Source organism: Variovorax sp. 160MFSha2.1, assembly GCF_048305075.1.
GTDB lineage: Bacteria > Pseudomonadota > Gammaproteobacteria > Burkholderiales > Burkholderiaceae_C > Variovorax > Variovorax guangxiensis.
This window is the reverse complement of the sequence record NZ_CP157624.1, coordinates 1,320,856-1,343,532: the sequence shown is the minus strand read 5'-3', so window position 1 is coordinate 1,343,532 and position 22,677 is coordinate 1,320,856. Positions and strand designations below refer to the sequence as shown.

Below are 22,677 nucleotides of genomic sequence, written 5' to 3'. Positions count from 1 at the left end.
ATGGCACCGCTGACGCCCCATTACGTGGTTTGTAATTGGTTCCCAGAGCACGGTGATCACTTGATCGCTGAGACTGATCGATCTAGATTCGCGGCCCTATCGCCCGCAGGAAAAGTATTTCGTTGCATTGACAGAAAGGGAGAGTGGTTGTTTCTCCAATACGCTGGAGATGAAATTTACCGAGTAAATCAAGAGGCATGCAAGCCTGTGCTGCCGCCTGTATTCCATATTGGACAAAGGGTGAAGGCGTCCGAAAAGCAAGGGATTGTTGTACACATTGGATGGCACTTTAAGAATGAGGCGCCCATCTATTTGCTGGAGTTCGCTGGGAAGCGTTCGTCCCGTCGCTATCTTGATCAGGATCTTGCAGTGGACGAGGTTGCGACCTGACGTGTGCGGGACATGAATTCGGGTAGCACTAGTGCGGTGAGCCACACGTCATTGTTTGCTTGAAAGAACTTGAACCCTTGCTCATGCATTGCGCCAGCCGCGATGGTGAGCACTACCGGCTTGCCATAGCGCTGGCCTACGCTGATCGCGGTCTGCATATCCTCGGACAAGTGAACGTGGTGCCGAGCCCCAGGCAGCAGGCCTTGGGCGCGGATCGACTCCAGAAAGCGCGTGGCCGTACCGTGATATAGCACGGCTGGCGGCACCTTCTCCTCGAAGCTGATCGCCACGCTGTCGGTCGAGTGCCCCTGCACCGCGCGGATGCTGGATCCGTCGCCAGAAAGCGCGAACCGCTTCTTCTCGCTGGTCGTCACCACCTGCTCAATCAACGGGCGATCCAGCGTGCGCCCGTGCTGCGCTGCGGCCGCGATCAACGCATCGACACCGACCCAGCCCTCTGTGTCCAATGACAGCCCGATCGACTCCGGCTCATGGCGCAGCACGTAGCTCAGGAACTTGCTCGTATCGGTGAGCAGCTTGCTCATGGTCTTATTGCCTCTTGAGGGAAGTGAACGACTGCAGGTCCTTGTGCGCGCAGTCGTTGCTGTGTTGATAGCGCTAAAAATAAATGCCTCGCCCAATCCCTTGGCCGCTAGTGTCGGGGTCGGCAAACAGCCCGGCTGACCGAAGGAACGAACGGCAGGAAGTGGTCCGACACGACGACAGCCTACACCTTGATGAAGGACGGCACGCTGTCGAAGGTGGATTCGCTGACCAACGCCTTCAACAACTTCAACCCCAGTGCCCAGGATCCTGCTGTCGTCATCACCCGCATGATCAGCAACTATGCCTACGAGTGGTGGGACGGCGCCAAGCAGTCCTCGATCACGCTCGATCCCGCGAGCACGGGCTACGACCCCAGGAGGCCGCAGCCGCCGGGCTATTCGGCGTTCGGCTATGACGCCAACGGGCACCTGAAGACGGCCACGGACCGGAACGCGACCACGCTGCGCAGCTTCTCGTACTGGACCAATGCGGAGGGCCAGGTGCTGCAGCGCCAGGAGCTCATCGGCGGCAAGATCGGCGCCGACGGCAACGTGAGCGGCGCCAGCAAGAGTCGCGACCACCGCTACTTCTATTTCGATGGCAAACGCGTGGGCAACGTGGGCAACGACGGCGTGGAGCGCGAGGACTATGCCCAGCAGCTCGCACGCAGCGCAGCAGCGCAAAGCCCCGACGACAAGTACCGCAAGTTCACGCCCACGAACTCGGCGGACTTCGACGAGAACTACCAGCCGATCAATGCGGGCTTCCCCGGACCGGCTCCTGGCAGCTACACGGTGCGCGAGGGTGACACGCTGGAGAAAATTGCGCGGTCATTGTGGGGTGATGCGCAGCTGTGGTACCTGCTGGCCGAAGCCAACGGACTGGACGGCCAGCCCTCGGCGCCACTGACACCGAACACGGTGCTGCAGGTACCCAACAAGGTCACCAACCTGCACAACACCAGCAGCACCTTCCGGCCCTACGACCCGGGCAAGGCCATGGGGGACACGAGCCCGACACTGCCGGATCCGCTGCCAGCTCCCAGGGGGAAGGACGGCGGGTGCGGTGGGATCGGCAAGATCCTCACGGTGGTGGTGGCAGTTGTGGTGGCTGCCTTCACACAGCAGTGGTATCTCGTCAACGTCGGTGGGTACTCCGGCATTGCCGCCGCCGCAAGCAGCGGCGCTTGGGGCACGCTGGCGGTGTCGGGCGCAGTCGGCGGCGTAGCGGGTTCCGTTGCGGGACAAGCCGTGGGCATCGCGACAGGCGTGCAGGATCAGTTCTCCTGGAAGGGGGTTGTGCAGGGGGCGCTGCAAGGTGGCCTGAGCGCAGGCTTGGGGGGCTGGCTCCAATCCGGCGGTCTTGGCAGCACGCTGGCGGCTTCGGGGAACTGGGGCTCTGCCGCCCGGCACGTTGCGAGCAACATTGCGACTCAGGGACTGAGCATCGCCACAGGGTTGCAGAAGGGTTTTGACTGGCGCGGGGTGGCAGCCAGTGCGGCGTCGGGCTACGTGTCGGCCTGGGCACGGCCGATGCTGGCTTCAACCTTTGGGCCTGTGGGAGGTGATATTGCGACGCGCATGGCGAGCGGTATCGTGAGCACGGCCGTCCGTGGGGGAAGTGTCAGTCGGTCGTTGCCGGGAATCATTGGCGATGCGGTGGGGTCAACAGTTGGCAATGCGCTGGGGGATTCGATCGCAGCGGCCAATGAGCAAGGCGGCGGCATGACGCGCGGGGAGGCTGAGGAAAGGACGGCGGCGCGAGAGGTCTACGCGATGGGCGACGGGATTCCGAAGGTCAATGGACTGGACTTCTCGCAGGATGCGGCAGCTCGACGCGCAGACATCAATCCGGCAGGGTTGCCAACCTATGTTGGCAGCGACGCCCCAGCCTTTGCATATGACTATCGCAATGGCAGCGACATCGCCAGCGACAACTACAACGGCGGCCGCCGCACGGCCACCGTGCGTAGCGGCCAAGGACCGCTGGCAGCCTTGGCGGACCTGGGCTTGAACTCGGCGCAGCGGCAGGCTGGCTATGGCTATCTGCTGAAGACCAGGCAAGTGCAGGTCGGCCGCAACGGCGTGCCGATGGTGCAACCTGGGCAGGAACTGCACATCGATCTGGATGACACAAGCCAAGCCAGATTGGCCAGTCGTGCCATTTCTCAGGAAAGTTCGATGAGGGCCCAGCGACTTGCAGATGCGGCGCAGACGGCAACTGACAGTGCCAATGCGGCCGAGACGCGCAAGCTATTCAACAGTAGTGTGTCCAGTCCAGGCTATCGCAAGGAAGACTTCAGCAACGAGGCACGCGGCTTGATTGGCAACCCGTCAGCACGGACCTCGTCACTTGATGCTGCGAAGAGTTCGATAGCCATCGAGAAGGACTTCCAATCATTGATGCGCAGTCAGCCGGACTCTCCGGAGGGTTGGGCGGCCCGTAGCAATACGCTAGCCGATCTGTCCACCAAATACCAGAACACGATGCAGTCGGGTGGATTGACGCCTGACCCAACGTTGCTCAACACGATTGGGTTGCAGAGGGCGATTGCAGACTATCGCGTGACCGGTGACACATCCCAATTGCTCCTGAGGTCCGCGTCGGCGGGCATCGTTTTGGGAATGGAAACGGGTGTTGGCTCGGGGGGCAGTGGTGGCACCCCCCTATTTGCGAATCAGGTTCCCAAGAGCTTGGCAAGCGAGTTGAGTACTGCATCAAAATTAGGCGTGGCGCCCATGTCACCAGTTAGTCCCAAATTCGATGCTGCCATAAATGAAGGAACTATCAAGTACGCAGTGACGCCGAACGGCGACTTGTTGGTTATCCCGAAGTACGCAACGAATGGCACCGAAATCTCGCATGCGGTCATCACGAAGGGGCAGCCCGTTATCGCTGCCGGGGAAGCTGAAATTGCGGGCAATGCGAAGAGCGGATATATAGGCATGAACATCAATGCTCATAGCGGTCACTACATGAATGGCAATACGGCTGCTCAAAACGCTGCGGTAGAAGGGATAGCAAAGAATGCATTCGCGAAGTACGGAATTCTCGGGTTCTAAGGAGTGATGATGGTTGTACGACCGTGGACAGAAATCTCAAGCCAACCGCTCTCGGAGCAGCTCATTCGAAGCATGTTCCCCTTCTCGGAGGGCTATCGGTTCTTCCCAAACCGGTACGACGCGGGGGTGAAATTCCATTCAAGCATTGGGCAGCCCGTCAGGCTGTACGTATTCGAAGGCGAATGCACATACAGCAGCGATGCGGTATCGGTGACCGTCAAGGGAGGCGAGTACGTCGATTTGCCCCCGAATCGGTACGAGTTTGAAGTGCCAACCGCGGCTCCAGTCTGGTTGATGAGGGTCTTCAGGATGCCTTCCAGTGCACCGTCCACATGAGTCCGTCATCTGTGTCCTGTGCACATGACCATCGCTTGTCACCCTTGATTGCTTCGCGCGCCTCTCTCAATCCTTAGCTGCTAAGGCTACGCTGAAGTAGCCACCCTTTTCGGAATCGAGCATGTTGCACGCTTTGGATTGCACCGACCGCCCCCAGGGATGACAGTTTTTTCCCGTGTTTGTGCATCGGCGCGCCGCTTTCGGCGGCCTTCTGCGTTTTACGGGCGCACGCGCACCAGCAGCAACCCTCGGCTCATGTAAATGTTGGCCAGCGCAAGGGCCGTGAATGCCCTGGTCGCGTTCTTGTGAAGTCCACGGTATCGCACTTTGCTGAAGCCCCACAGTCTCTTGACCACCTCGACCTGCGCGCGCACCTTGGACCTGTTGCGGTTGCGCAGCCGCTGGCCCTCATCGGGCACCCCATCGACCTTGCGCACGCGCTCGTTGGTACAGTCCAGCGCCGCAGGCGCTTTGCTGGCGATCAACTCCTGCTGGCCCGCGTAGGCGCAATCTCCGTAGACCTTCAACTCTTCGCCGTGCAGCAGTTCGGGCAACGGGTGCTTGTCGTGCACATTGGCCGCCGTGACCACTGCGCTGTGGGCCAGCCCCGTGCGGCTGTCTACGCCGATGTGCAGCTTCATGCCGAAGAACCAGTTCTTGCCCTTGGCCACCTGGTGCATCTCTGGATCTCGCTTCTTGTCGGCGTTCTTTGTGGAACTGGGCGCACTGATGATCGTGGCATCCACAATCGTGCCGGTGCCCACCTTCAGGCCATGGCCTTGCAGCACTTCTCCCACCTTGGCGAACAGCGCTTGCCCAAGATGGTGCTTCTCGAGCAGCCGGCGAAACTTCAGCAGCGTCGTCGCATCTGGAACGCGCTCGCGGCCCAGGTCGATGCCCACGAAACTGCGCAGGCTGGCGCTGTCATACAGCGCCTCTTCGCAGGCCTCGTCAGCCAGATTGAACCAGTGCTGCACGAACAGCATGCGCAGCATCCGCTCCACTCCGACTGGCGGGCGCCCGCCTTCGCCCTTGGGGTAGTGCGGCTGCACCACCGCGCAAAGCTCCTGCCAAGGCAGGATCTTGTCCATCATGTTGAGGAACACCTCCCGCTTCGTCGGGCGGCGGAATTGCTCAAAGCCTTTGTCTGCGGCCATCGCCAGGGTCTGTTGCTTCATGCTCTGATCAACCAATCAGCCGCGATGGCGGTGGACCTTTTCCAGCGTAGCCTTAGATCTGGGAGGGACTACTGAACAGATAGGCCCTCGCCCCCTAAGGAAGGTCTGAACAACAGGCGAACGAGCGCGATTTGAGCGCGTGCGGGCTACAAGGGTTGAACAAATGCATGCTCGAATCGACCTTGAATGAGATTTCGGCGTCGTTCATGGCCCTCACGCCAGCTTCAGACGCACGACTCCCATCAATTGCCTTCGCGCCATCCACAGATTCGACAGCGCGAACAGGGTGAGCAGATGCGCGGTGTTCTTCTGCAGCCCACGGAAGCGCACCTTCACCAGCCCGAACTGGCGCTTGATCACTCGGAAGGGATGCTCGACCTTCGCGCGTATGCTGGCCTTTGCGTGTTCGCGCTGCTGTACTCGCGCCTTGGCTTTGCCCTCGGGCAGTTTGGCGATGTCGCTGGGCCGCGCGGCGATGTGCCACTTCACGTCACGCTCGACGCGGCCTTGCGCGCCGCGATAGCCCGAGTCGGCCCACACCTGAGTCTCCTTGCCATGCAGCAGATCGGCCACTTGCTCCACATCCGCTTCATTGGCCGGCGTCGTTGTGACCGTGTGCACCAGGCCGCTGTCGGCGTCCACGCCGATGTGCGCCTTCATCCCGAAGTGCCACTGATTGCCCTTCTTCGTCTGATGCATCTCGGGGTCGCGTTCGCCCTCGGCGTTCTTCGTCGAGCTGGGCGCCGCAATGATGGTCGCATCGACGATGCTGCCTCGCTTGAGCAGCAACCCCTTGCGCGACAGGTGCGCGTTGACCTGCTTGAAGATGTCCTCGGCCAGATCGGATTCCTCCAGCATGTGCCGGAAGTTCAGGATCGTCGTCTCGTCCGGAATCGGCTCGCTCAGGTTCAGCCCCGCGAAGTTGCGCAGCGAGGCGATCTCATACAGCGCTTCCTCCATCGCCGGGTCCGACAGCGCAAACCAGTTCTGCATCAGGTGCACCCGCAGCATCGCCTCCAGCGGGTACGGCCTGCGTCCGCGCCCGGCCACCGGGTAGTGCGGCTCGATGAGCTTCAGCAGCGCCTTCCACGGAACCACCTGCTCCATCTCTTCGAGGAACACCTCGCGCCGCGTCTTCTTCCTCTTGCCGGCGTACTCCGCGTCCGAAAAACTCAATTGGCTCATCGCGCAAGTTCCTTTGCGTCAGTCAACGCGCAGCGGCATGATCGGTGGACTTGTTCAGACGTTCCCTAAAGGGCGCTCCAACGCTATCGCTTGCACGGTTGGCAGCTATATCCTGGATAGCTGGTCCGCACATGGGCCGCGCGGAAGCTGGCAGGAGCTCAGTGCAAGACCCAGCCGCCGACCTGTAGCCCACACGCGCAGAATGCCCCCATGCTGATCCTCAGACACGCCGACATCCTCGTCACCATGGACGCCGCCCGGCGCGAGATCGCCGATGGCGCCGTGGTCTGCGACGGCCCCGCGATCGCCTGGGCCGGCCCCACGGCCGAGCTGCCCATCGCTTACCTCGAAGCCCTGCGCGACGGCAAGGCCGAAGCCATCGACATGCGTGGCCACGTGGTGATGCCGGGCCTGGTCAACACGCACCACCACATGTACCAGAGCCTCACGCGCGCGGTGCCCGAGGCGCAGGACGCCGAGCTCTTCGGCTGGCTCACCAGCCTGTACCTGCTGTGGGCGCGCATCACGCCAGAGATGATCCGGGTGTCCACGCAGACGGCGATGGCCGAGCTGATGCTCTCGGGCTGCACCACCACCAGCGACCATCTCTACCTGTTCCCCAACGGCTCGCGGCTCGACGATTCGATCGAGGCGGCAGACGCGATGGGCATGCGCTTCCACGCGGCGCGCGGCAGCATGAGCGTGGGTCGCAGCGCCGGCGGACTGCCGCCCGACGAGGTGGTCGAGACCGAGGAAGCGATCCTGCGCGACAGCGAGCGGCTCATCGGCCGCTGGCACGATGCCTCGCGCCACTCGATGCGCCGCATCGTGCTCGCGCCCTGCTCGCCTTTCTCGGTGTCGCGCGACCTGATGCGACTGTCGGCCGAACTCGCACGCGAGCGGGGTGTGTCGCTGCACACGCACCTGGCCGAGAACGACAACGACGTCGCCTACTCGCGCGAGAAGTTCGGCATGACGCCGGCCGAGTACGCCGAAGACCTGGGTTGGGTCGGCCGCGACGTATGGCATGCGCACTGCGTGAAGCTCGACGAGGCCGGCATCGCACTCTTCGGCCGCACCGGCACGGGCGTGGCGCACTGCCCGTGCTCCAACATGCGCCTGGCCTCGGGCATCGCGCCCATCGGTGCGATGCGCCGCGCTGGCGTGCCGGTGGGGCTGGGCGTGGACGGCAGTGCGTCGAACGACGGCGCGCACATGCTGGGCGAGGCGCGCCAGGCGATGCTGCTGCAGCGCGTGGGCTACGGCCCGGCGGCGATGACGGCGCGCGAGGCGCTGGAGATCGCCACGCTCGGCGGCGCCCAGGTGCTGGGCCGCGACGACATCGGCGCCATCGCGCCCGGCATGTCGGCCGACATCGTGGCCTTCGACATGCGCGGCGTCGCGCATGCGGGCGCGGGGCATGACCCTGTGGCGGCGCTCGTGTTCTGCACGCCCGCCTCGGTGTCGCTGAGCGTGATCGGCGGCGCGGTGCGCATCCGCGGCGGCAGCTTCACCGGGCTCGAACTGGCGCCGCTGCTGGCCAGACATCGCGACCTGGCGCGCACGCTGTACGAAGCGGCACGGCACCCGCATACGGCCTGACGACGCCCTGACCGGACGTTGCAGGGAACGCGCCTCGAAGTAGGCAGCAACCCTGATTGCCAACACCCAAGCCCCTCCGCAGAATCCGCCCACCAAATAGAACGAGCGTTCGATTTGGTGGCCGAGCCTTCCGTCGGCCTCCCGAGATTCACAACAACAGGGACTCCCCGATGAAGCGCAGAGACATCCTCAAATGGTCCGCCTCGGCGGGCGGCCTGAGCCTGCTGGCCGGCAAGACATCCACGGCATCGGCGGCCCTGCCGGTGCCGAAGCCCACGCTGCCGCAGAAGATCGACCCGATCAGCGCCACGCTGCGGCGGCTGGAACTGGTGGGACGGCAGGCGACCTATCTCTGGACAGAATCGCACATCAACCTGGCTGGCGTGCCGATGGGCGCGGTGGTGCCGGCCACCGAACTGCCGGCGCTGGAGCACCAGCTCAAGACGATCTCGAAGGCACTGGAGGCTGTCACCAACTTCGCGGCCTCGTTCGCCACCAGCGCGCTGGCCTCGGGCAGCCTGCAGTCGCTGGACAACCTGCGCACGCGGCTTGCGAGCCTGCAGGCCAGCTTCGACCAGCTGCTGGCCGCCAACAGCGGACTGGCCACCTTGCCGGCCGCGGTGCTGACGCTGCTCGGCACGCTCACCGGCACGGCGAACGATATCTCCACGCAACTCAAGCAGATCCACCAGGACCTGCTCTCGCAAGGCCCGCTGGGCGCGCTGAACGGACCGAAGACGGTGGCGCAGTACGACGCGCTGTTCGTCACCATCGAGAAGCCCGCCATCGCGCAGCTGCTGCACGACAACGACCTGTTCGCCGCCATGCGCGTAGCCGGGCCCAACCCGATGCTGATCCAGCGCGCAACCGCGCTGCCGGCCAAGTTCCCGCTCGGCAATGCGCAGTACCAGCAGGTGATGGGCGCGGGCGACAGCCTTGCCGAGGCTGCCTCGTCGGGCCGGCTCTACATCCTCGACTACGAAGGCCTCGCAGACATGGCGCCGGCCGGAGCGCAGGTCAAGCCGCTCACGGGCACCGGCTACATCCAGGCGCCCATTGCGCTGTTCGCGCGGCCGAAGACCGGCCGCTCGCTGGTGCCGGTCGCCATCCAGTGCGGCCAGGACCCGGCCGCGAGCGCCATCTTCCTGCGCGTGGACGACACCGCCAACGCCGAGGCCTACTGGGCCTGGCAGTCGGCCAAGACCGTGGTGCAGGTGGCCGACTTCAACTATCACGAGATGTTCGTGCACCTGGGCCGCACGCACCTGATGTCGGAAGCCTTCGCGATGGCCACGCAGCGCCAGCTCGCGACCGCGCATCCGCTGAGCCGGCTGCTGTCGCCACACCTGGAAGGCGCGATGTTCATCAACGAGGCGGCGACGCTGATCATCATGGCGCCGCTGACCACGGGCGACGTGATCCTCGCCGCGCCCATCGAGACGCTGCAGCAGCAGTGCGGACGCGACCGGCTGGCCTACGACTTCTACGACCGCATGATGCTGCCCAGCGACCTGCGCACGCGCGGCGTGGACGACGCAGCGGCACTGCCCGACTACCCCTACCGCGACGACGCGCTGCTGGTGTGGAACGCGATCGCGCAGTGGGTGGGCGACTACGTGGCCACCTACTACCTGAGCGACGCCGACGTGACCGGCGACTACGAGCTCAAGGCCTGGGCCTCCGAGCTGGCGACCAGCGGCAAGGTGCACGGCTTCCGCGCGATCACCACGCGCGCGCAGCTGGCCGACGTGCTCACCGCCATCATCTTCAACGCCAGCGCGCAGCACGCGGCGGTGAACTTCCCGCAGTATTCGGTGATGACCTATGCGCCCTTCAGCGCGGGTGTCGAAGGGATGCCGGCGCCGACGAGCGGCGCTGGCCAGAACGAGGCGAGCTGGTCGCAGATGCTGCCCTCGCGGCTGGCGGCGCAGGAGCAGATCCTGCTGTTCCACATCCTCGGCGGCGTGTACTACCGGCCGCTGGGCGAATACAAGGACAACGTCTTTCCGCACCTGCCGGTGCTGCTGGACCCGGCCATCGTCGGGCAAGGCGGGCCGCTGGAGCGCTTCCGCAATGCGCTTGTGGGCATCGAAGCGACCATCGGCCAGCGCAACACGACGCGCGCGCGGCCTTACGAATATCTGCTGCCGAGCCGGATTCCCTCCAGCACGAACATCTGACCGATCGGTCGATCGATCAGCGCCGCATGGTGTCGAGCTGCGTGACCGGCGGGCTGTCGTTGCCCCACGAGCCGCGCACGTAGGTGAGCACGGCCGCGACCTCGGCCGCATCCAGCGTCTGGCCGAAGGGCGGCATGCCGTACGGGCGCGGGTTGCCAGCCGTCGAGGGCAGGAAGCCACCGTGCGCGATCACCTGGATCAGGTTGGTGGGCCGCGCCATGTTCACTGCGCGGTTGCCCGCAAGCGGCGGATAGGCGCCCGCCGCACCCTGGCCCTGGTCGCCGTGGCAGTAGGCGCAGCGCTGGTCGTAGATCTTCGCGCCGCGCGCCATGGTGCCGGCATCGCGGCGGATCGGGGCCTTGGCCGTGGCGGCGGCCGGGGCTTCGGCCTTGGGCGCATCGGGCAGGTCCTTGAGGTAGCTGGCCATGGCGGTGAGGTCGGCGTCGCTCAGGTACTGCGTGCTGCGGAACACCACGTCGGCCATCGGCCCCATCACCGAGCCGCGCGGTGCCACGCCGTTCTTCAGCAGCGACACCACCTCGGCTGCAGGCCAGTCGGCCACGCCGGCTTCATGCGGGTCAGTGAGCGAAGGCGCGTACCAGTTCTCGACGGCAATCAGGCCGCCCGAAAGCCCCAGCTTCGTCTCGGTGGCGCCCAGCGAATTGCGGCTGCCATGGCAGGCGATGCAATGGCCCAGGCCGTTGACGAGGTAGGCGCCCCGGTTCCATTCGGCGGGCTTGCCTGCATTGGCGACGAAGGGCTCGGGCTTGAACGAGAGCGCGCGCCACACGGCGAGCGCCGCCTGCGTGTCGTAGGGAAAGCGCAGCCGGTGCTCGCGGTTGGGTACCGCCGAGGGCGGCACGCTGCGCAGGTAGGCGTAGATGGCGTCCGAATCCTCGCGCGTCACCTGCGTGAAGCTCGGGTACGGGAACGCGGGGTACAGCAGCCGGCCCTCCTTGCTGCGGCCGTTGTGCATCGCACGCCAGAAGTGCGCGCTGCTCCAGCTGCCGATACCGGCCTTGTCGTCGGGCGTGAGGTTGCTCGAATAGACGGTGCCGAAGGGTGTCTCGATGGGCATCCCGCCCGCATAGGGCTCGCCGCCGCGCGTGGTGTGGCAGCCGGCGCAGTTGCCGGCCAGCGCGAGGTAGCGCCCGCGCTCGACGAGTTGCGGCGTGGACTGGAAGGCTTCGGCCTGCGTGGGCAGCGGGTCTTCGCCGCGCAGGTTCATCGCCACGATGGTGCCGGCGGCCACGGCGCCGAGCACGACGAGCGCAAGCAGCAGCCAGGCGAGGTGTCGCAGTTTCATGGGCGCTGCTCCCTCACTTGTCGGGCATGCCGCCGCACTTCACCGGCAGCGGTGCGGGCAGCGAGGCGGCGGGCTTCGTGTCGACGGGCATCGGCTGCACGGCGAGCCAGCTCGCGACGGCGTTGATGTCGGCGGTGCTCATGCGCCGGCCGATATCGGCCATGCAGTCGGGCGCCATCGCATGCCGCTCGTTGGTGAGCCAGGCGCCGAGCTGCGACGACACGTACAGCCGCGGTAGCCCCAGCAGCCCCGGAATGGCCGGCTGCACGCCCGTGAGCGCCGCGCCGTGGCACTGCACGCAGGCCGGAATGCCGCGCGCCGCATCGCCCTCGCGCACGAGCTGGCGGCCGCGCTGCAACTGCTCGGGCGTCGCATCGCTCACGGGGGAAACGGGCGGGTAAGGCAGCTGCAGCCCGGCGAAGTAATCGGCCATCTCGCGCAGGTAGGCATCGGACAGGTGCTGCACCATGTACGCCATGTCGGTGTTGAAGCGGCGCCCATCGCGAAAACTCACGAGCTGATTGAACAGGTAGCCGGCCGGCTTGCCCGCCAGGCGCGGAAAGTAGCCGGCGTTGGTGGTCGCGCCCTCGCGGCCGTGGCACGCGATGCACGCGGCCACGCGCTGCTCGATGGTGTCGGGCACGGTGGCCGGCGTGGCGGCGTTCGCCATGGCCTGCACGGCAAGAAGCAGGCCGAGCCCGAGGAGCTTGAGCGCTCGCCTCATGTGCCGGCGGCGAAATGCGCCAGCGTGATGAGCCCCGCGATCAGCAGCAGCACCATCACCACCGCGACGCCGATCAACGGCAGGATGCCGACCTGCGAGGTGCGCCGCTCGGCGTCGGCACGGCGGCCGCCCAGCCCGATGAAGCTCCAGAGAACGGCGCGCAATGCGCGCAAGAGATTCGACATGAGGTCGAGTGTGGACCAGACCGGCCGGAAAAAACAGATGCAGATCCGCACCAATTGACCGGTGCAGATAAAGTGCATCCGAACGAATCACACCCAGCGATGAAGCCGATGAAAAGGTACGAAGCCCTGGCCGCCGACATCGAGGCCTCGATCCGCAGCGGCACCCTGAAGACCGGCGACCGCCTGCCCTCGGTGCGCCACACCGGCAGCAGCCGGGGCGTGAGCGCCTCCACCGTGTTCCAGGCCTACTACCTGCTCGAGGCGCGCGGCCTGGTGCGGGCGCGCGACCGCTCGGGCTACTACGTCGCCGGCGGCGGGCTGCGAGACGCACCGCCCGAATCCACCCTCACCTCGCGCCCCGCCGGCGGGCCGAAGTCGCTGGACGTGAGCGACCAGGTGTTCGACATCCTCGAGGCCAGCATGTCGCGCAAGGTCGTGCCCTTCGGCTCGGCCTTTCCGAGCCCGCTGCTGTTTCCGCTGGCGCGGCTGGGGCAGTTCATGGCCGCCAGTGCCAGGTCGCTCGACCCGTGGAGCACGGTGGATGACCTCACGCCCGGCAGCGCGGCGCTGCGCCGGCAGATCGCGCTGCGCTACCTGGCCGACGGCATGCAGGTGCCGGCCGACGAGATCGTCATCACCAACGGCGCGCTGGAGGCGCTCAACCTCTGCCTCTCGGCGGTGACGCGGCCGGGCGATGCGGTGATCGTCGAATCGCCCACCTTCTACGCGGCATTGCAGGCGCTGGAACGCATGGGCCTGCGCGCCGTCGAGGTGCCGACGCATCCGGGCGACGGCATCGACCTGGAGGCGCTGGAGCAGGCCATCGCGGCACACAAGCCAGCCGCCTGCTGGCTCATGACCACCTTCCAGAACCCGCTGGGCAGCCTGATGCCCGATGCGAAGAAGAAGGCGCTGGTGGAACTGCTCGCGCGGCACGGGCTGCCCCTGATCGAGGACGACGTGTACGCCGAGCTGTACTTCGGCGAACGCCGCCCACCGCCGGCCAAGTCCTTCGACACGCAGGGGCTGGTGCTGCACTGCTCCTCGTTCTCCAAGTGCCTGGCGCCTGGCTACCGCATCGGCTGGACCTCGGCCGGACGCTTCGCACGCAAGGTCGCACGGCAGAAGCTGTCGAGCACGCTGAGCACCTCGGCGCCGGCACAGCTGGCGCTCGCGGGCTACCTGGAGAAGGGTGGCCTCGACAGGCACCTGCGCAAGCTGCGCCAGACGCTGGCGATGCAGCAGGCCACCTTCGCGCAGGCCGTGGGGCATTACTTTCCGGAAGGCACTCGCGCGACGCGGCCGCTGGGCGGTTACTTCCTCTGGGTAGAACTACCGGCGGGTGCGAACGCGCTGGAGATACACCGCAAGGCGCTGGAACTCGGCATCAGCGTCGCGCCGGGGCCGATCTTCTCGGCCACGCGCGCCTTCGCCAACTGCCTGCGGCTCAACTACGGCCACCCGTGGGACACGGTCAGCGAGCAGGCAATGCGAACACTCGGCCGCCTGATCGCCGAAGCGTCCTGAACAGCAGGAAGCTCGCGATGCTCACGTTCACCAGGTTCCAGCCGATGCCGTTGATGAAGGCCGCGTGGTAGCTGCCGGTGAGGTCGAACACCTTGCCCGACATCCATCCGCCTAGCGCCATGCCGAAGAGCGTGAACATCAGCACCGTGCCCACACGCCCACCCGCTTCCTTCGGCGGAAAGTGCTCGCGCACGATGATCGCGTACGACGGCACGATGCCTCCCTGGAAGAGGCCGAAGAGCGCCGAGATCACGTAGAGCGGCACCAGCCCGTCGAACGGCAGGAACAGCAGCAGCGCCACGCACTGCAGCACGCCGCCCAGCAGCAGCGTGCGCAGCCCGCCGATGCGGTCGCAGATGGCGCCCGACACCAGCCGGCTCACGATGCCGAAGCCCAGCATCAGCGACAGCATGATCGCGCCCTGCGCGGGGCCGTAGCCCAGGTCGCCGCAGTAGGCCACGATGTGCACCTGCGGCATCGCCATCGCCACGCAGCAGGCCACGCCGGCAATGCACAGCAGGCTCTGCGCCGCGCCCATGCTCAGGCCGAAGGGGCGGGTCATGTCGCGCACGGGCGCTGCCGCACCCGAAGCGGCGCCTGCCGGAGCCACCTCGGCCAGCGCGGGCGGCCGCGCGCGGAAGAACAGCGCCAGCAGCGCCATCGTCACGCCGCAGAAGATGCCCATGCCGATGTAGGTCTGGCGCCAGCCCACGGTTTCCACGAAGTGCTGCGCGATCGGCGGCCACACCGCGCCCGCCAGGTAATTGCCGCTGGCGCACACCGCCACCGCGATGCCGCGCCGCTTGACGAACCACAGCGAGGTGTCGGCCACCAGCGGCGCGAAGGCCACCGAGCTGCCGAGCAGGCCGACCAGCAGCGCCTGCGCCATCGTGAAGCTGACGATGCCACCGGAGAAGCCCGTGGCGACGTAGCCCGCCCCCAGGAAGACCGCGCCGATCAGCAGCGGCTTCATCACGCCGATGCGGTCGGCCAGCTTGCCCATCAGCACGCCGCCGAAGCCGAAGCCCAGCATCAGCAGCGTGTAGGGCAGCGAGGCGTCGGCGCGCGCGATGCCGAACTCGGCCTGCACGGCGGGCAGCATCACCGACACCACGTACATGCCGCTGCTGCCGACGGTCATGATCAGCAGCGTGAGGCCCAGGCGGACCATGGCGTAGCGGGAGTCGGGCTGGTGGATGGTTGTCTCGCTTGTCTTCATTTTTCTCTCCGCGGCGAGGATACCCCGCGGTGCGAAAACCCGAGACACGCGCGGAACCAGGTGGCGCAGTGAGCCACCTCGGACGCGGCTTTGCCTCAGTGCGCGTAGGCCGCTGGAGCGACAAGGCTCGCCAAAGCCTTCGGCGTGGGCACGCCCGGCTTCGTCGGCTTTTCGTCGCACGCGGCCGTCAGCAGGCCGAGGCAGAAGAGAAGGACAAAGGCTGTGCTTCGCATGCGGGCCATGCTAGGCCCGCGCCGCGGCGCGTCAAGTCGGACGCTGCCGCTTTCGCTCCAGCGCTCAGGCGGCAGTGGCCGCGGCGGCTGCTGGCCGCTCGCCGCGCTGCAGGCGGCGCTCGATGTCTTCCAGTACCTGCGGCAGGTCGGCCACGCTGTCGATCACATAGTGCGCACCGGCAGCTTCGAGGTCGGCAGTGGCGCGGGCGCGGCGCTCCTGTTGCTGCGCTTCGTCGAGCGCCTGCCATTCGGCCAGCGTGAGGCCGTTGACGTTGCCGCTGACCGCGAGGCCCACGGCCCAGGTGCCGGCGTTGAGGCCTTCCTGCAGGCCGACGCCGGTGTCGTCGACCTTCACCACGGTGTGCGGCGGCCACACGCCGAGGTCGGCGAAGCAGCGGTACATCATGAGCGGCGACGGGCGGCCCTCTGCGAGGTCGCCGGCGCATACGAGGTTGTCGGGCGAGTAGCCACCGGCCGCGGCGATGGGCACGACCACCTCCATGATCGGGCGGTTGTAGCCCGTGGTGGAGCCGATCTTCAGGCCCCGGTCGCGCGCCGCCTTCACGGCTTCGAGCGCGCCGGGAATGAAATCGGCATGGTCGCGTGCGCTGGCCGCGTTCATCGGCGTGAACACTTCATAGAGCCTGTCGACATCTGCGTCGCTGAAGGCGTGGCCGTGCTTCGCTTCCCATTGCGCGGCGATGCGCGGCAGCGTGCCCAGCGCCTTGATGTGGCCCCACTTGGCCATGCCCATCGGGCCGCGCGCCTCGGCGATGGTGATGTCGACGCCGAACTGCTCGAACAGCTTCACGAAGGCGCCCATGGGCGCGCAGGAGCCGAAGTCGAGGATGGTGCCGGCCCAGTCGAAGACGACGGCCTTGAGTTGGGAGTGGTTGTGGGCGTTCATGGCGGCGGGTGTGTGTGTCTCTGGAAGAAGGATAGCGAACGGTAATGGCCTTTTTGCCGGTCTCACCAGGCGTTGAAGACGTCGTGCGCGATGCCGAAGCCCGTGCTCGCGCCGCTGCCGCTGGTGACCAGCACCAGCCGCGTGGCGTCGTCGGGCGCGTCGATCACGCAGGGCGTGGTCTTCGACGACGGGTACACGCCGGTCCAGCGCTCGGTGATCTGCGCGGCCTCGAGGTTCAGCGTGCTGCGCAGGTGGCGCAGGATGAGCTGGTCGACCTCTTCCATCGCAAAGGGCTCTGGCGCATCGGCGTAGTGGTGCGAGTCGCCGACCACCAGCGAGCCGTCGGCGCTCTGCACCACGATCAGGTGGATGCCGTGCGCGAGCGACGCGGCCTCTTCCTGCTGCAGGCGCTCGCGCAGCGCGGCGGCTTCGGGCAGCGTGCTGTAGCCCTCGTAGCGCACGAGGCTGAGGTCCATCATCACCGAACCCGGCAGGCGGAAACCCGCCTCCGGCTTCACGCGCAGCATCTGCAGGCGGCACAGCGTGAGCTCGTGCGCTGCGATGCGATCGGCGAACAGGCCGTGCAGGTCGGTGTTGGTGCAGACCACCACGCGCTCGGCGTGCAGCGTGCCGCGCGAGGTGCGCACGCGCGGGGTTTCCACCTCGTGCACGGCTTCGCCGAAGCGGAAGGTCACGCCGTGCGCCTCGGCCAGCCACTTCGTGAGCAGGCCGATGGCGGTGCGCGATTCGACGCGCAGCTCGTGCGGGCTGAAGAGCACCGAGCGCGCATCGGCAAGACTCAGCGCAGGCGCCCTGGCCTGCGCGTCGGCGGCTTCGAGCAGTTCGCAGCCCTTGCCCATCGGGGTGCGCATGAAGGCTTCGAGCACGTCGTGCGCTTCGGGGCGATAGGCCGCGAGCCAGAGGTTGCGGTGCACGACATCGATGCCGGCCTGCGGTGCGACCTCGTTCCACACGCCTCGCGCATGCATGGCGCGGCGCCACATATCGACCGGCGCCTGGCCGGTGATGGTGATGAAGCCGAAGTTGCGGATCGACGCGCCGATGGCGGCCGCGTCGCGCTCGATCACGCAGACCTTGAGGCCGCGCTGCACGGCGGTGTAGGCATGGGCCAGTCCGACGATGCCGGCGCCGACCACGATGAGGTCGAAGCTGCCGGGGTTCTTTGCTTGCGGGGTTGCGCTTGTCAACGATGTCTCCAGGTCTGGGTGCGCTTCAGTGCCCATTGCCCCGCCAGCGCGAACAGGCCCCGGCCGATGGCGGCGGTGAGCATGATCAGCGAGGCCATGGCGGCGGCGGGCGCCACGTCGCCCGCGTCGTCCATGTTGAGCACGGCGATGGCGGCGAGCGTGGTCTGCGGCGAATAGAGGAACACGACGGCCGAAACGGTGGTCATCGCGTTCACGAAGAAATAGCCGCCCACGTTGAGCACGGTGGGCAGCGCCACCGGCAGGTGCACGCGCCACAGCGTGCGCCAGAACGGCACGCCCATCGACTCCGACACCAGCTCGTATTCGCGGTCGAGCTGGCGCAGCGCGGTGAGCGAGGTGAGGTGCGCCACCGAGAAGAAATGCGCCACCGTGCAGACCACGAGGATGGTCATGCTGCCGTAGATGGCACGCAGCGGGTTCGACGGCGAGATGAAGAAGAAGATGTAGCCCACGCCCAGCACCAGCCCCGGCACCGCGAGCGGCAGGTTGGCCAGCAGGTTGAGCAGCTCGCGCAGCAGGCCGAAGTGGCGCGGCTTCTCGACGAAGTAGGCCGACACGAAGGTGACGAGCGCGCCCGCCACCGCCGCGCAGACGGCCATGCGCAGCGAGTTGAAGTAGCTGCCCCAGCCGCCGCCGTCCATGTTGCTGAAGTCGTAGTTTTTGAAAGACGGCACGAGGTTGTAGGGCCAGTAGGTGGCGAGCGACGCGAACACCGCCATGCCGATCATCACGAGGATGGCGCCGGCCGTGAGCACGCAGAACGCCAGCAGCGCGCGGTCGCGCGACTTCACGGGCTCCGGCTGGTAGGGCGTGGCGCGCGCCGACAGCGCCGCCGCCTGCTTGCCGCGCACATGCCGCTCGACGAGGAAGGACAGCACCGCGGGAATCAGCAGCACCAGGCCGACCACCGCGCCCATCTGGAAGTTCTGCTGGCCGACCACCTGCTTGTAGATGTCGGTGGCGAGCACGCCCGTCTGGCCGCCCACCACCTTCGGCACGCCGAAGTCGGTGACGACCAATACGAACACCACCATCGCGGCCACGATCAGGCCGTAGCGCGAGGAAGGCAGGGTCACCGTGCGGAAGATTCGCCAGCGCGAGGCGCCCAGCGTCTGTGCGGCCTCGTAGAGCCGGCCGTCGGAGGTGGCCATGGCGGTGGTGAGGATCAGCAGCGCGTGCGGGAGCGTCCAGAACACCGAGCCGAGCACGATGCCCAGCGGGCCGTAGATGGAGAGGTCGCCCAGCAGCCCCTTGAACAGGCCCTGGTTGCCGAACAGGTAGACGAGGCTGATCGCGGGCAGCAGCGAAGGCGCGAGCAGCGGCATCAGCGCCACCGCGCGCAGCACGCCCTTGGCCGGCATGCACGACAGCGTCAGCCCGTAGGCATAGACGTAGGCGATGCCGGTGCAGATCACCGCGCTGATCGCCGCGAGCCCCACGCTGTTGAATGCCGACTGCACCAGCGCCGGGTTCTCGAAGTAGCGCGCAAAATTGGCGAGGCCGACGAAGGCGCCCTCGCGGTCGAAGAAGCTCTGGCCGACCAGCGCACCGACCGGCAGCGCGACGATCACCACCAGCAGCAGCACGACCAGCAGCACGGCAGCGCCGGTCAGCCAGCGCTCGCGGTCGAACGCACTGCGGCGCGTCGCCACCACCGGTGCGACGGCGATGGCGTCGGGAGAACTGCTCATGCTCAATGCGCCAGGACGGACAGCGCGTTCAATGGCAGCTGGATGTGCACCATGCTGCTGGGCACCAGCGGCTCGTCGCCGCCGCTGCGGGCGTCGGCGGGCAGTTCGGCCTCGATCTCGATGCCCAGCGGCTCGCAGGCCAGGCGGGCGGAGGTGCGGTTGCCGAAGAACTCGGTGTCGAGCAGGCGCGCCGCGAAGCTGTTGGCGCCGAGCTCGGTGCCGAAGCGCTTCACCACCACGTGTTCGGGACGGATGCCCACGGTCGCCTGCGAACCGATGCTGAGGTTGCCGGGCGCGCACAGCAGTTCGCTGTCGCGCACGCGCACCTTGCCGTCGGCCAGCACGGTGGCGGGCAGCATGTTCATGCGGCCCACGAAGCCGGCCACGAAACGGGTGCGCGGTTGGCGATAGAGCTCGTCGGGCGTGCCGGCCTGCTCGATGCGGCCGTTGTGCATGAGCACCACCCGGTCGGCCATCGAGAGGGCTTCTTCCTGGTCGTGCGTGACCATGATGGTGACGATGCCCAGGCGCTTCTGCAGCGCGCGGATCTCGCTGCGCAGCGTGGCGCGCACCTGCGCGTCGAGCGCGGAGAGCGGCTCGTCGAGCAGCAGCAGGCGCGGGTTGGGCGCGAGCGCGCGTGCCAGCGCGATGCGCTGCTGCTGGCCGCCGGAGAGCTGCACCGGGTACTTGTCGGCATGCGCGGCCAGCCCGACCAGGTCGAGCATCTCGCGCGAGCGCTTGGCCATCTCGCGGGCCAGCGCGCCCGTGGGATGCAGGCCGTAGGCGATGTTCTGCGCGGCCGTCAGGTTGGGAAACAGCGCGTACGACTGGAACACCACGCCGAAGCCGCGCGCCGCGGGCGGCAGGCCCGCGATGTCCTGGCCGCCGAGCAGGATCTGGCCGCTGTCGGCACGCTCGATGCCGCAGACGATGCGCAGCAGCGTGGTCTTGCCGCAACCCGAAGGGCCGAGCAGGCACACGAACTCGCCGGGCTCGATGTCGAGGTCGATGCCGTCGAGCACGCGGGTCGCGCCGAAGGATTTCTGGATGCCGCGCAGGGAAAGGAAGCTCATATCAATGTCGAACGGGGTGGAATGCGGGTACAGAACGCAGGGGACGCGAAGGTTTCGCGAAGGTCGCAGAAGTCTTCAAAAGGGAATAGCCAGCCAATGGGCTTCCTTCTGCGACCTTTGCGCTCTTTTGTCTTCCTTCTGCGTTCGGCTGTCCGTATTCAAGTCACATCGGCTTCTTTTCCGACTTCGATTCGTAGCGCTTCGACCACTCCGTCAGGATGCGCTCGCGGTTGGCGGCGGCCCAGTTGAAGTCGTTCTTGGCGAGCAGCTTCTCGACGTCGCCCGGCACGAATTCGAGCTTCTCCTGGATGCCCGGCAGCGCGAGCACGGCGAAGTTCTTGGCGTAGAGCTCGTTGGCCTGCTTCGTCACGGCCCAGTCGGCCAGCGCCTTGGCGGCTTCCTGCTTCTTGCTGGTCTTGATGATGCCGGTGGCTTCCATGTCCCAGCCCAGGCCTTCCTTGGGCAGCACGATGTCGATGGGTGCGCCGTCGCGCTTGGTCTTGTTGGCGCGGTATTCGAAGGACATGCCCAGCGCGAACTCGCCGGCGCCGGCCTGGCGGCAGGGCTTGCTGCCCGACTGGCTGTAGATGCCGATGTTCTGGTGCAGCGCGTCCATGTACTTCCACGCTTTTTCTTCACCCATCATCTGGATCCAGCCCGACACCATCAGGTAGCCCGTGCCAGAGGCGGCCGGGTTGGGCATGGTGATCTGGCCCTTGTAGACCGGGTTGGTCAGGTCGGCCCAGCTGGTGGGCTTGGGCAGGTTCTTCTTCTGCGCTTCGGCGGTGTTGAAGCAGATGGCCGAGGACCACACGTCCATGCCGACCCACTTGGGCGGGTTGGCCGGATCGCGCATGTTGGACTTGACGGCGTCCAGGCCCTTGGGCGCGTAGGGCTGGAGCATGCCTTCCTTGTCGAGCAGCATCAGCGAGGTGGCGGCCAGGCCCCAGACCACGTCGGCCTGCGGGTTGGCCTTTTCGGCGAGCAGCTTGGCGGTGACGATGCCGGTGGAGTCGCGCACGAACTTCAGCTCGATGCTCGGGTTCTCCTTTTCGAAGGCGGCCTTGTAGGCCTGGACCTGGTCAGCCTCGAGCGCGGTGTAGACCAGCAGCTCGGTACGGCCCTGGGCCGAGGCGGCGAAGGCCAGCGAGAGCAGAGCGGCCGGCACGGCGGCCCAGCGGATGGAACGATGCAGCATGGGGGAGGTTCCTCGGGAGAAAGAAGTGGAGAAGTGGAGAACGGGAGACAAGAAGGGAGGCCGGGCGGAACCGCGAACGGGCAAGCGAAAGTACGCAAATTCCACCGGGCAACGAATGGGGGCGATGCTGGCAGCAGCATGTGACAGTGATTTGTCAGATGCCTCAAAAAAACCCAAATCCCCAAAATCACGCTGAAATTGGCGACTTCGGGCGGCCCTGCAACGGCTTCGTCATCCGCATGTCACCGTGGCGCGGCAGACTCGCGGACTTATTGCCCTGTGTTTTCGCGTCGCCCGCTGCACTCCACTCCCATGACACTCGACCTCGCCGAGATCGCCCGCCTGTTCGCCGAACGCGGCGGAATCGCGTACGCGGGCGAGCCTGTGTCGCAGCTGGAGCATGCGCTGCAATGCGCCTGGCTCGCCGAGCAGGCCGGCGCGAGCGATTCGCTGGTCACGGCCGCGCTGCTTCACGACCTGGGCCACCTGCTGATCGCCGAGCACCAGACGCTTTCGCACTCTCCCACCCAGCTAGGCATCGACGACCGGCACCAGTACATCGCCCTGCCCCTGCTTCGCGGCGCCTTCGACGTCGAGGTGCGCGAGCCGATCCGGCTGCACGTGGACGCCAAGCGCTACCTCTGCGCCACCCAACCCGACTATTTCTCCAGGCTTTCTCCCGATTCCGTGCGCAGCCTTGCCCTGCAGGGCGGCGTGATGGACGCCGAAGCCGCCCAGCGCTTCGCCACCCATCAGTGGGCCGGTGACGCGGTTCGGCTGCGGCAATGGGACGAGGAAGCGAAGGTCAAGGGCCTGCAGACACCACCGCTGGCCCATTTCCTGACGACGGCCGCGCGCGTGCTTTTGCGCTGACGAACTCTTTTCGAGGGCCGACGCCGGTTTCAG

General features: G+C 66.5%; 18 protein-coding genes. 6 read left to right on the top strand and 12 right to left on the bottom strand.

Annotated features, from left to right (window positions below; all coding sequences use genetic code 11):
- Complete coding sequence (locus ABL838_RS05800) at window positions 1–390, top strand: DUF6960 family protein (RefSeq protein ID WP_418124641.1); 390 nt, start codon at window positions 1–3, stop codon at window positions 388–390.
- Here the strand turns inward: ABL838_RS05800 and ABL838_RS05795 are convergent.
- A complete protein-coding gene (locus ABL838_RS05795) occupies window positions 357–935 on the bottom strand; it encodes an RNA 2'-phosphotransferase (protein WP_418124640.1) in 579 nt (192 codons plus the stop codon). The genes ABL838_RS05800 and ABL838_RS05795 overlap by 34 nt on opposite strands.
- A 189-nt stretch (window positions 936–1,124) precedes the next feature.
- On the opposite strand from ABL838_RS05795, the gene ABL838_RS05790 reads away from it, so the two are divergent.
- Window positions 1,125–3,998 (top strand): LysM peptidoglycan-binding domain-containing protein, encoded by a 2,874-nt coding sequence (locus ABL838_RS05790; protein ID WP_418124639.1) that lies wholly within the window; start codon window positions 1,125–1,127, stop codon window positions 3,996–3,998.
- A gap of 554 nt (window positions 3,999–4,552) precedes the next feature.
- On the opposite strand, the gene ABL838_RS05785 is transcribed toward ABL838_RS05790, so the two are convergent.
- Window positions 4,553–5,512 carry an IS5 family transposase gene (locus ABL838_RS05785; RefSeq protein WP_418124637.1) on the bottom strand — a complete coding sequence of 320 codons (960 nt, stop codon included), beginning with the start codon at window positions 5,510–5,512 and terminating at the stop codon, window positions 4,553–4,555.
- 213 nt (window positions 5,513–5,725) lie between these two features.
- Window positions 5,726–6,697: an IS5 family transposase gene (locus ABL838_RS05780; RefSeq protein WP_418122023.1), complete on the bottom strand. Its 972-nt coding sequence runs from the start codon at window positions 6,695–6,697 to the stop codon at window positions 5,726–5,728.
- Window positions 6,698–6,907: 210 nt separating this feature from the next.
- On the opposite strand from ABL838_RS05780, the gene ABL838_RS05775 reads away from it, so the two are divergent.
- Entirely contained in the window at window positions 6,908–8,299 is a 1,392-nt protein-coding gene (locus tag ABL838_RS05775; RefSeq protein ID WP_418124636.1) for an 8-oxoguanine deaminase, read from the top strand.
- Between the two features lie 170 nt (window positions 8,300–8,469).
- Window positions 8,470–10,479, top strand: coding sequence for a lipoxygenase family protein (locus ABL838_RS05770; RefSeq protein WP_418124635.1), 2,010 nt, complete (start codon window positions 8,470–8,472; stop codon window positions 10,477–10,479).
- Between the two features lie 16 nt (window positions 10,480–10,495).
- Here ABL838_RS05770 and ABL838_RS05765 read toward each other — a convergent pair whose 3' ends face one another.
- From ABL838_RS05765 to ABL838_RS05755, 3 genes are read right to left on the bottom strand one after another with little or no spacing between them, the layout of a single operon-like run.
- Window positions 10,496–11,785, bottom strand: a complete 1,290-nt coding sequence (locus ABL838_RS05765; protein WP_418124634.1) for a c-type cytochrome — start codon at window positions 11,783–11,785, stop codon at window positions 10,496–10,498.
- Between the two features lie 13 nt (window positions 11,786–11,798).
- Window positions 11,799–12,509 carry a c-type cytochrome gene (locus ABL838_RS05760; RefSeq protein ID WP_418124633.1) on the bottom strand — a complete coding sequence of 237 codons (711 nt, stop codon included), beginning with the start codon at window positions 12,507–12,509 and terminating at the stop codon, window positions 11,799–11,801.
- Window positions 12,506–12,694: a DUF2970 domain-containing protein gene (locus tag ABL838_RS05755; RefSeq protein WP_184634972.1), complete on the bottom strand. Its 189-nt coding sequence runs from the start codon at window positions 12,692–12,694 to the stop codon at window positions 12,506–12,508. Before ABL838_RS05755 ends, ABL838_RS05760 begins: the two co-directional genes overlap by 4 nt.
- Before the next feature lie 108 nt (window positions 12,695–12,802).
- Between ABL838_RS05755 and ABL838_RS05750 the strand changes: the two genes are divergently transcribed.
- The gene (locus ABL838_RS05750; RefSeq protein WP_418124632.1) at window positions 12,803–14,221 is read left to right on the top strand and encodes a PLP-dependent aminotransferase family protein; all 1,419 of its coding nucleotides are present in this window, start codon (window positions 12,803–12,805) and stop codon (window positions 14,219–14,221) included.
- Here ABL838_RS05750 and ABL838_RS05745 read toward each other — a convergent pair.
- The 6 genes from ABL838_RS05745 to ABL838_RS05720 all read right to left on the bottom strand — a co-directional run bounded on the left by ABL838_RS05745 (window position 14,169) and on the right by ABL838_RS05720 (window position 21,771).
- Complete coding sequence (locus tag ABL838_RS05745) at window positions 14,169–15,440, bottom strand: MFS transporter (RefSeq protein WP_418124631.1); 1,272 nt, start codon at window positions 15,438–15,440, stop codon at window positions 14,169–14,171. The genes ABL838_RS05750 and ABL838_RS05745 overlap by 53 nt on opposite strands.
- A gap of 297 nt (window positions 15,441–15,737) precedes the next feature.
- Window positions 15,738–16,580, bottom strand: coding sequence for a phosphonoacetaldehyde hydrolase (gene phnX / locus ABL838_RS05740; protein ID WP_418124629.1), 843 nt, complete (start codon window positions 16,578–16,580; stop codon window positions 15,738–15,740).
- 62 nt (window positions 16,581–16,642) lie between these two features.
- Window positions 16,643–17,788: a TIGR03364 family FAD-dependent oxidoreductase gene (locus ABL838_RS05735; protein WP_418124628.1), complete on the bottom strand. Its 1,146-nt coding sequence runs from the start codon at window positions 17,786–17,788 to the stop codon at window positions 16,643–16,645.
- Entirely contained in the window at window positions 17,785–19,500 is a 1,716-nt protein-coding gene (locus tag ABL838_RS05730; protein ID WP_418124627.1) for a putative 2-aminoethylphosphonate ABC transporter permease subunit, read from the bottom strand. Before ABL838_RS05730 ends, ABL838_RS05735 begins: the two co-directional genes overlap by 4 nt.
- Window positions 19,501–19,502: 2 nt before the next feature.
- Complete coding sequence (locus ABL838_RS05725; protein WP_418119270.1) at window positions 19,503–20,573, bottom strand: ABC transporter ATP-binding protein; 1,071 nt, start codon at window positions 20,571–20,573, stop codon at window positions 19,503–19,505.
- A 163-nt stretch (window positions 20,574–20,736) separates the two neighbouring features.
- Window positions 20,737–21,771, bottom strand: a complete 1,035-nt coding sequence (locus ABL838_RS05720; RefSeq protein WP_418124626.1) for a putative 2-aminoethylphosphonate ABC transporter substrate-binding protein — start codon at window positions 21,769–21,771, stop codon at window positions 20,737–20,739.
- Window positions 21,772–22,083: 312 nt separating this feature from the next.
- Here ABL838_RS05720 and ABL838_RS05715 point away from each other — a divergent pair, with 312 nt between their 5' ends.
- Complete coding sequence (locus tag ABL838_RS05715) at window positions 22,084–22,644, top strand: phosphonate degradation HD-domain oxygenase (RefSeq protein WP_126025660.1); 561 nt, start codon at window positions 22,084–22,086, stop codon at window positions 22,642–22,644.
- Window positions 22,645–22,677: the final 33 nt, after the last annotated feature.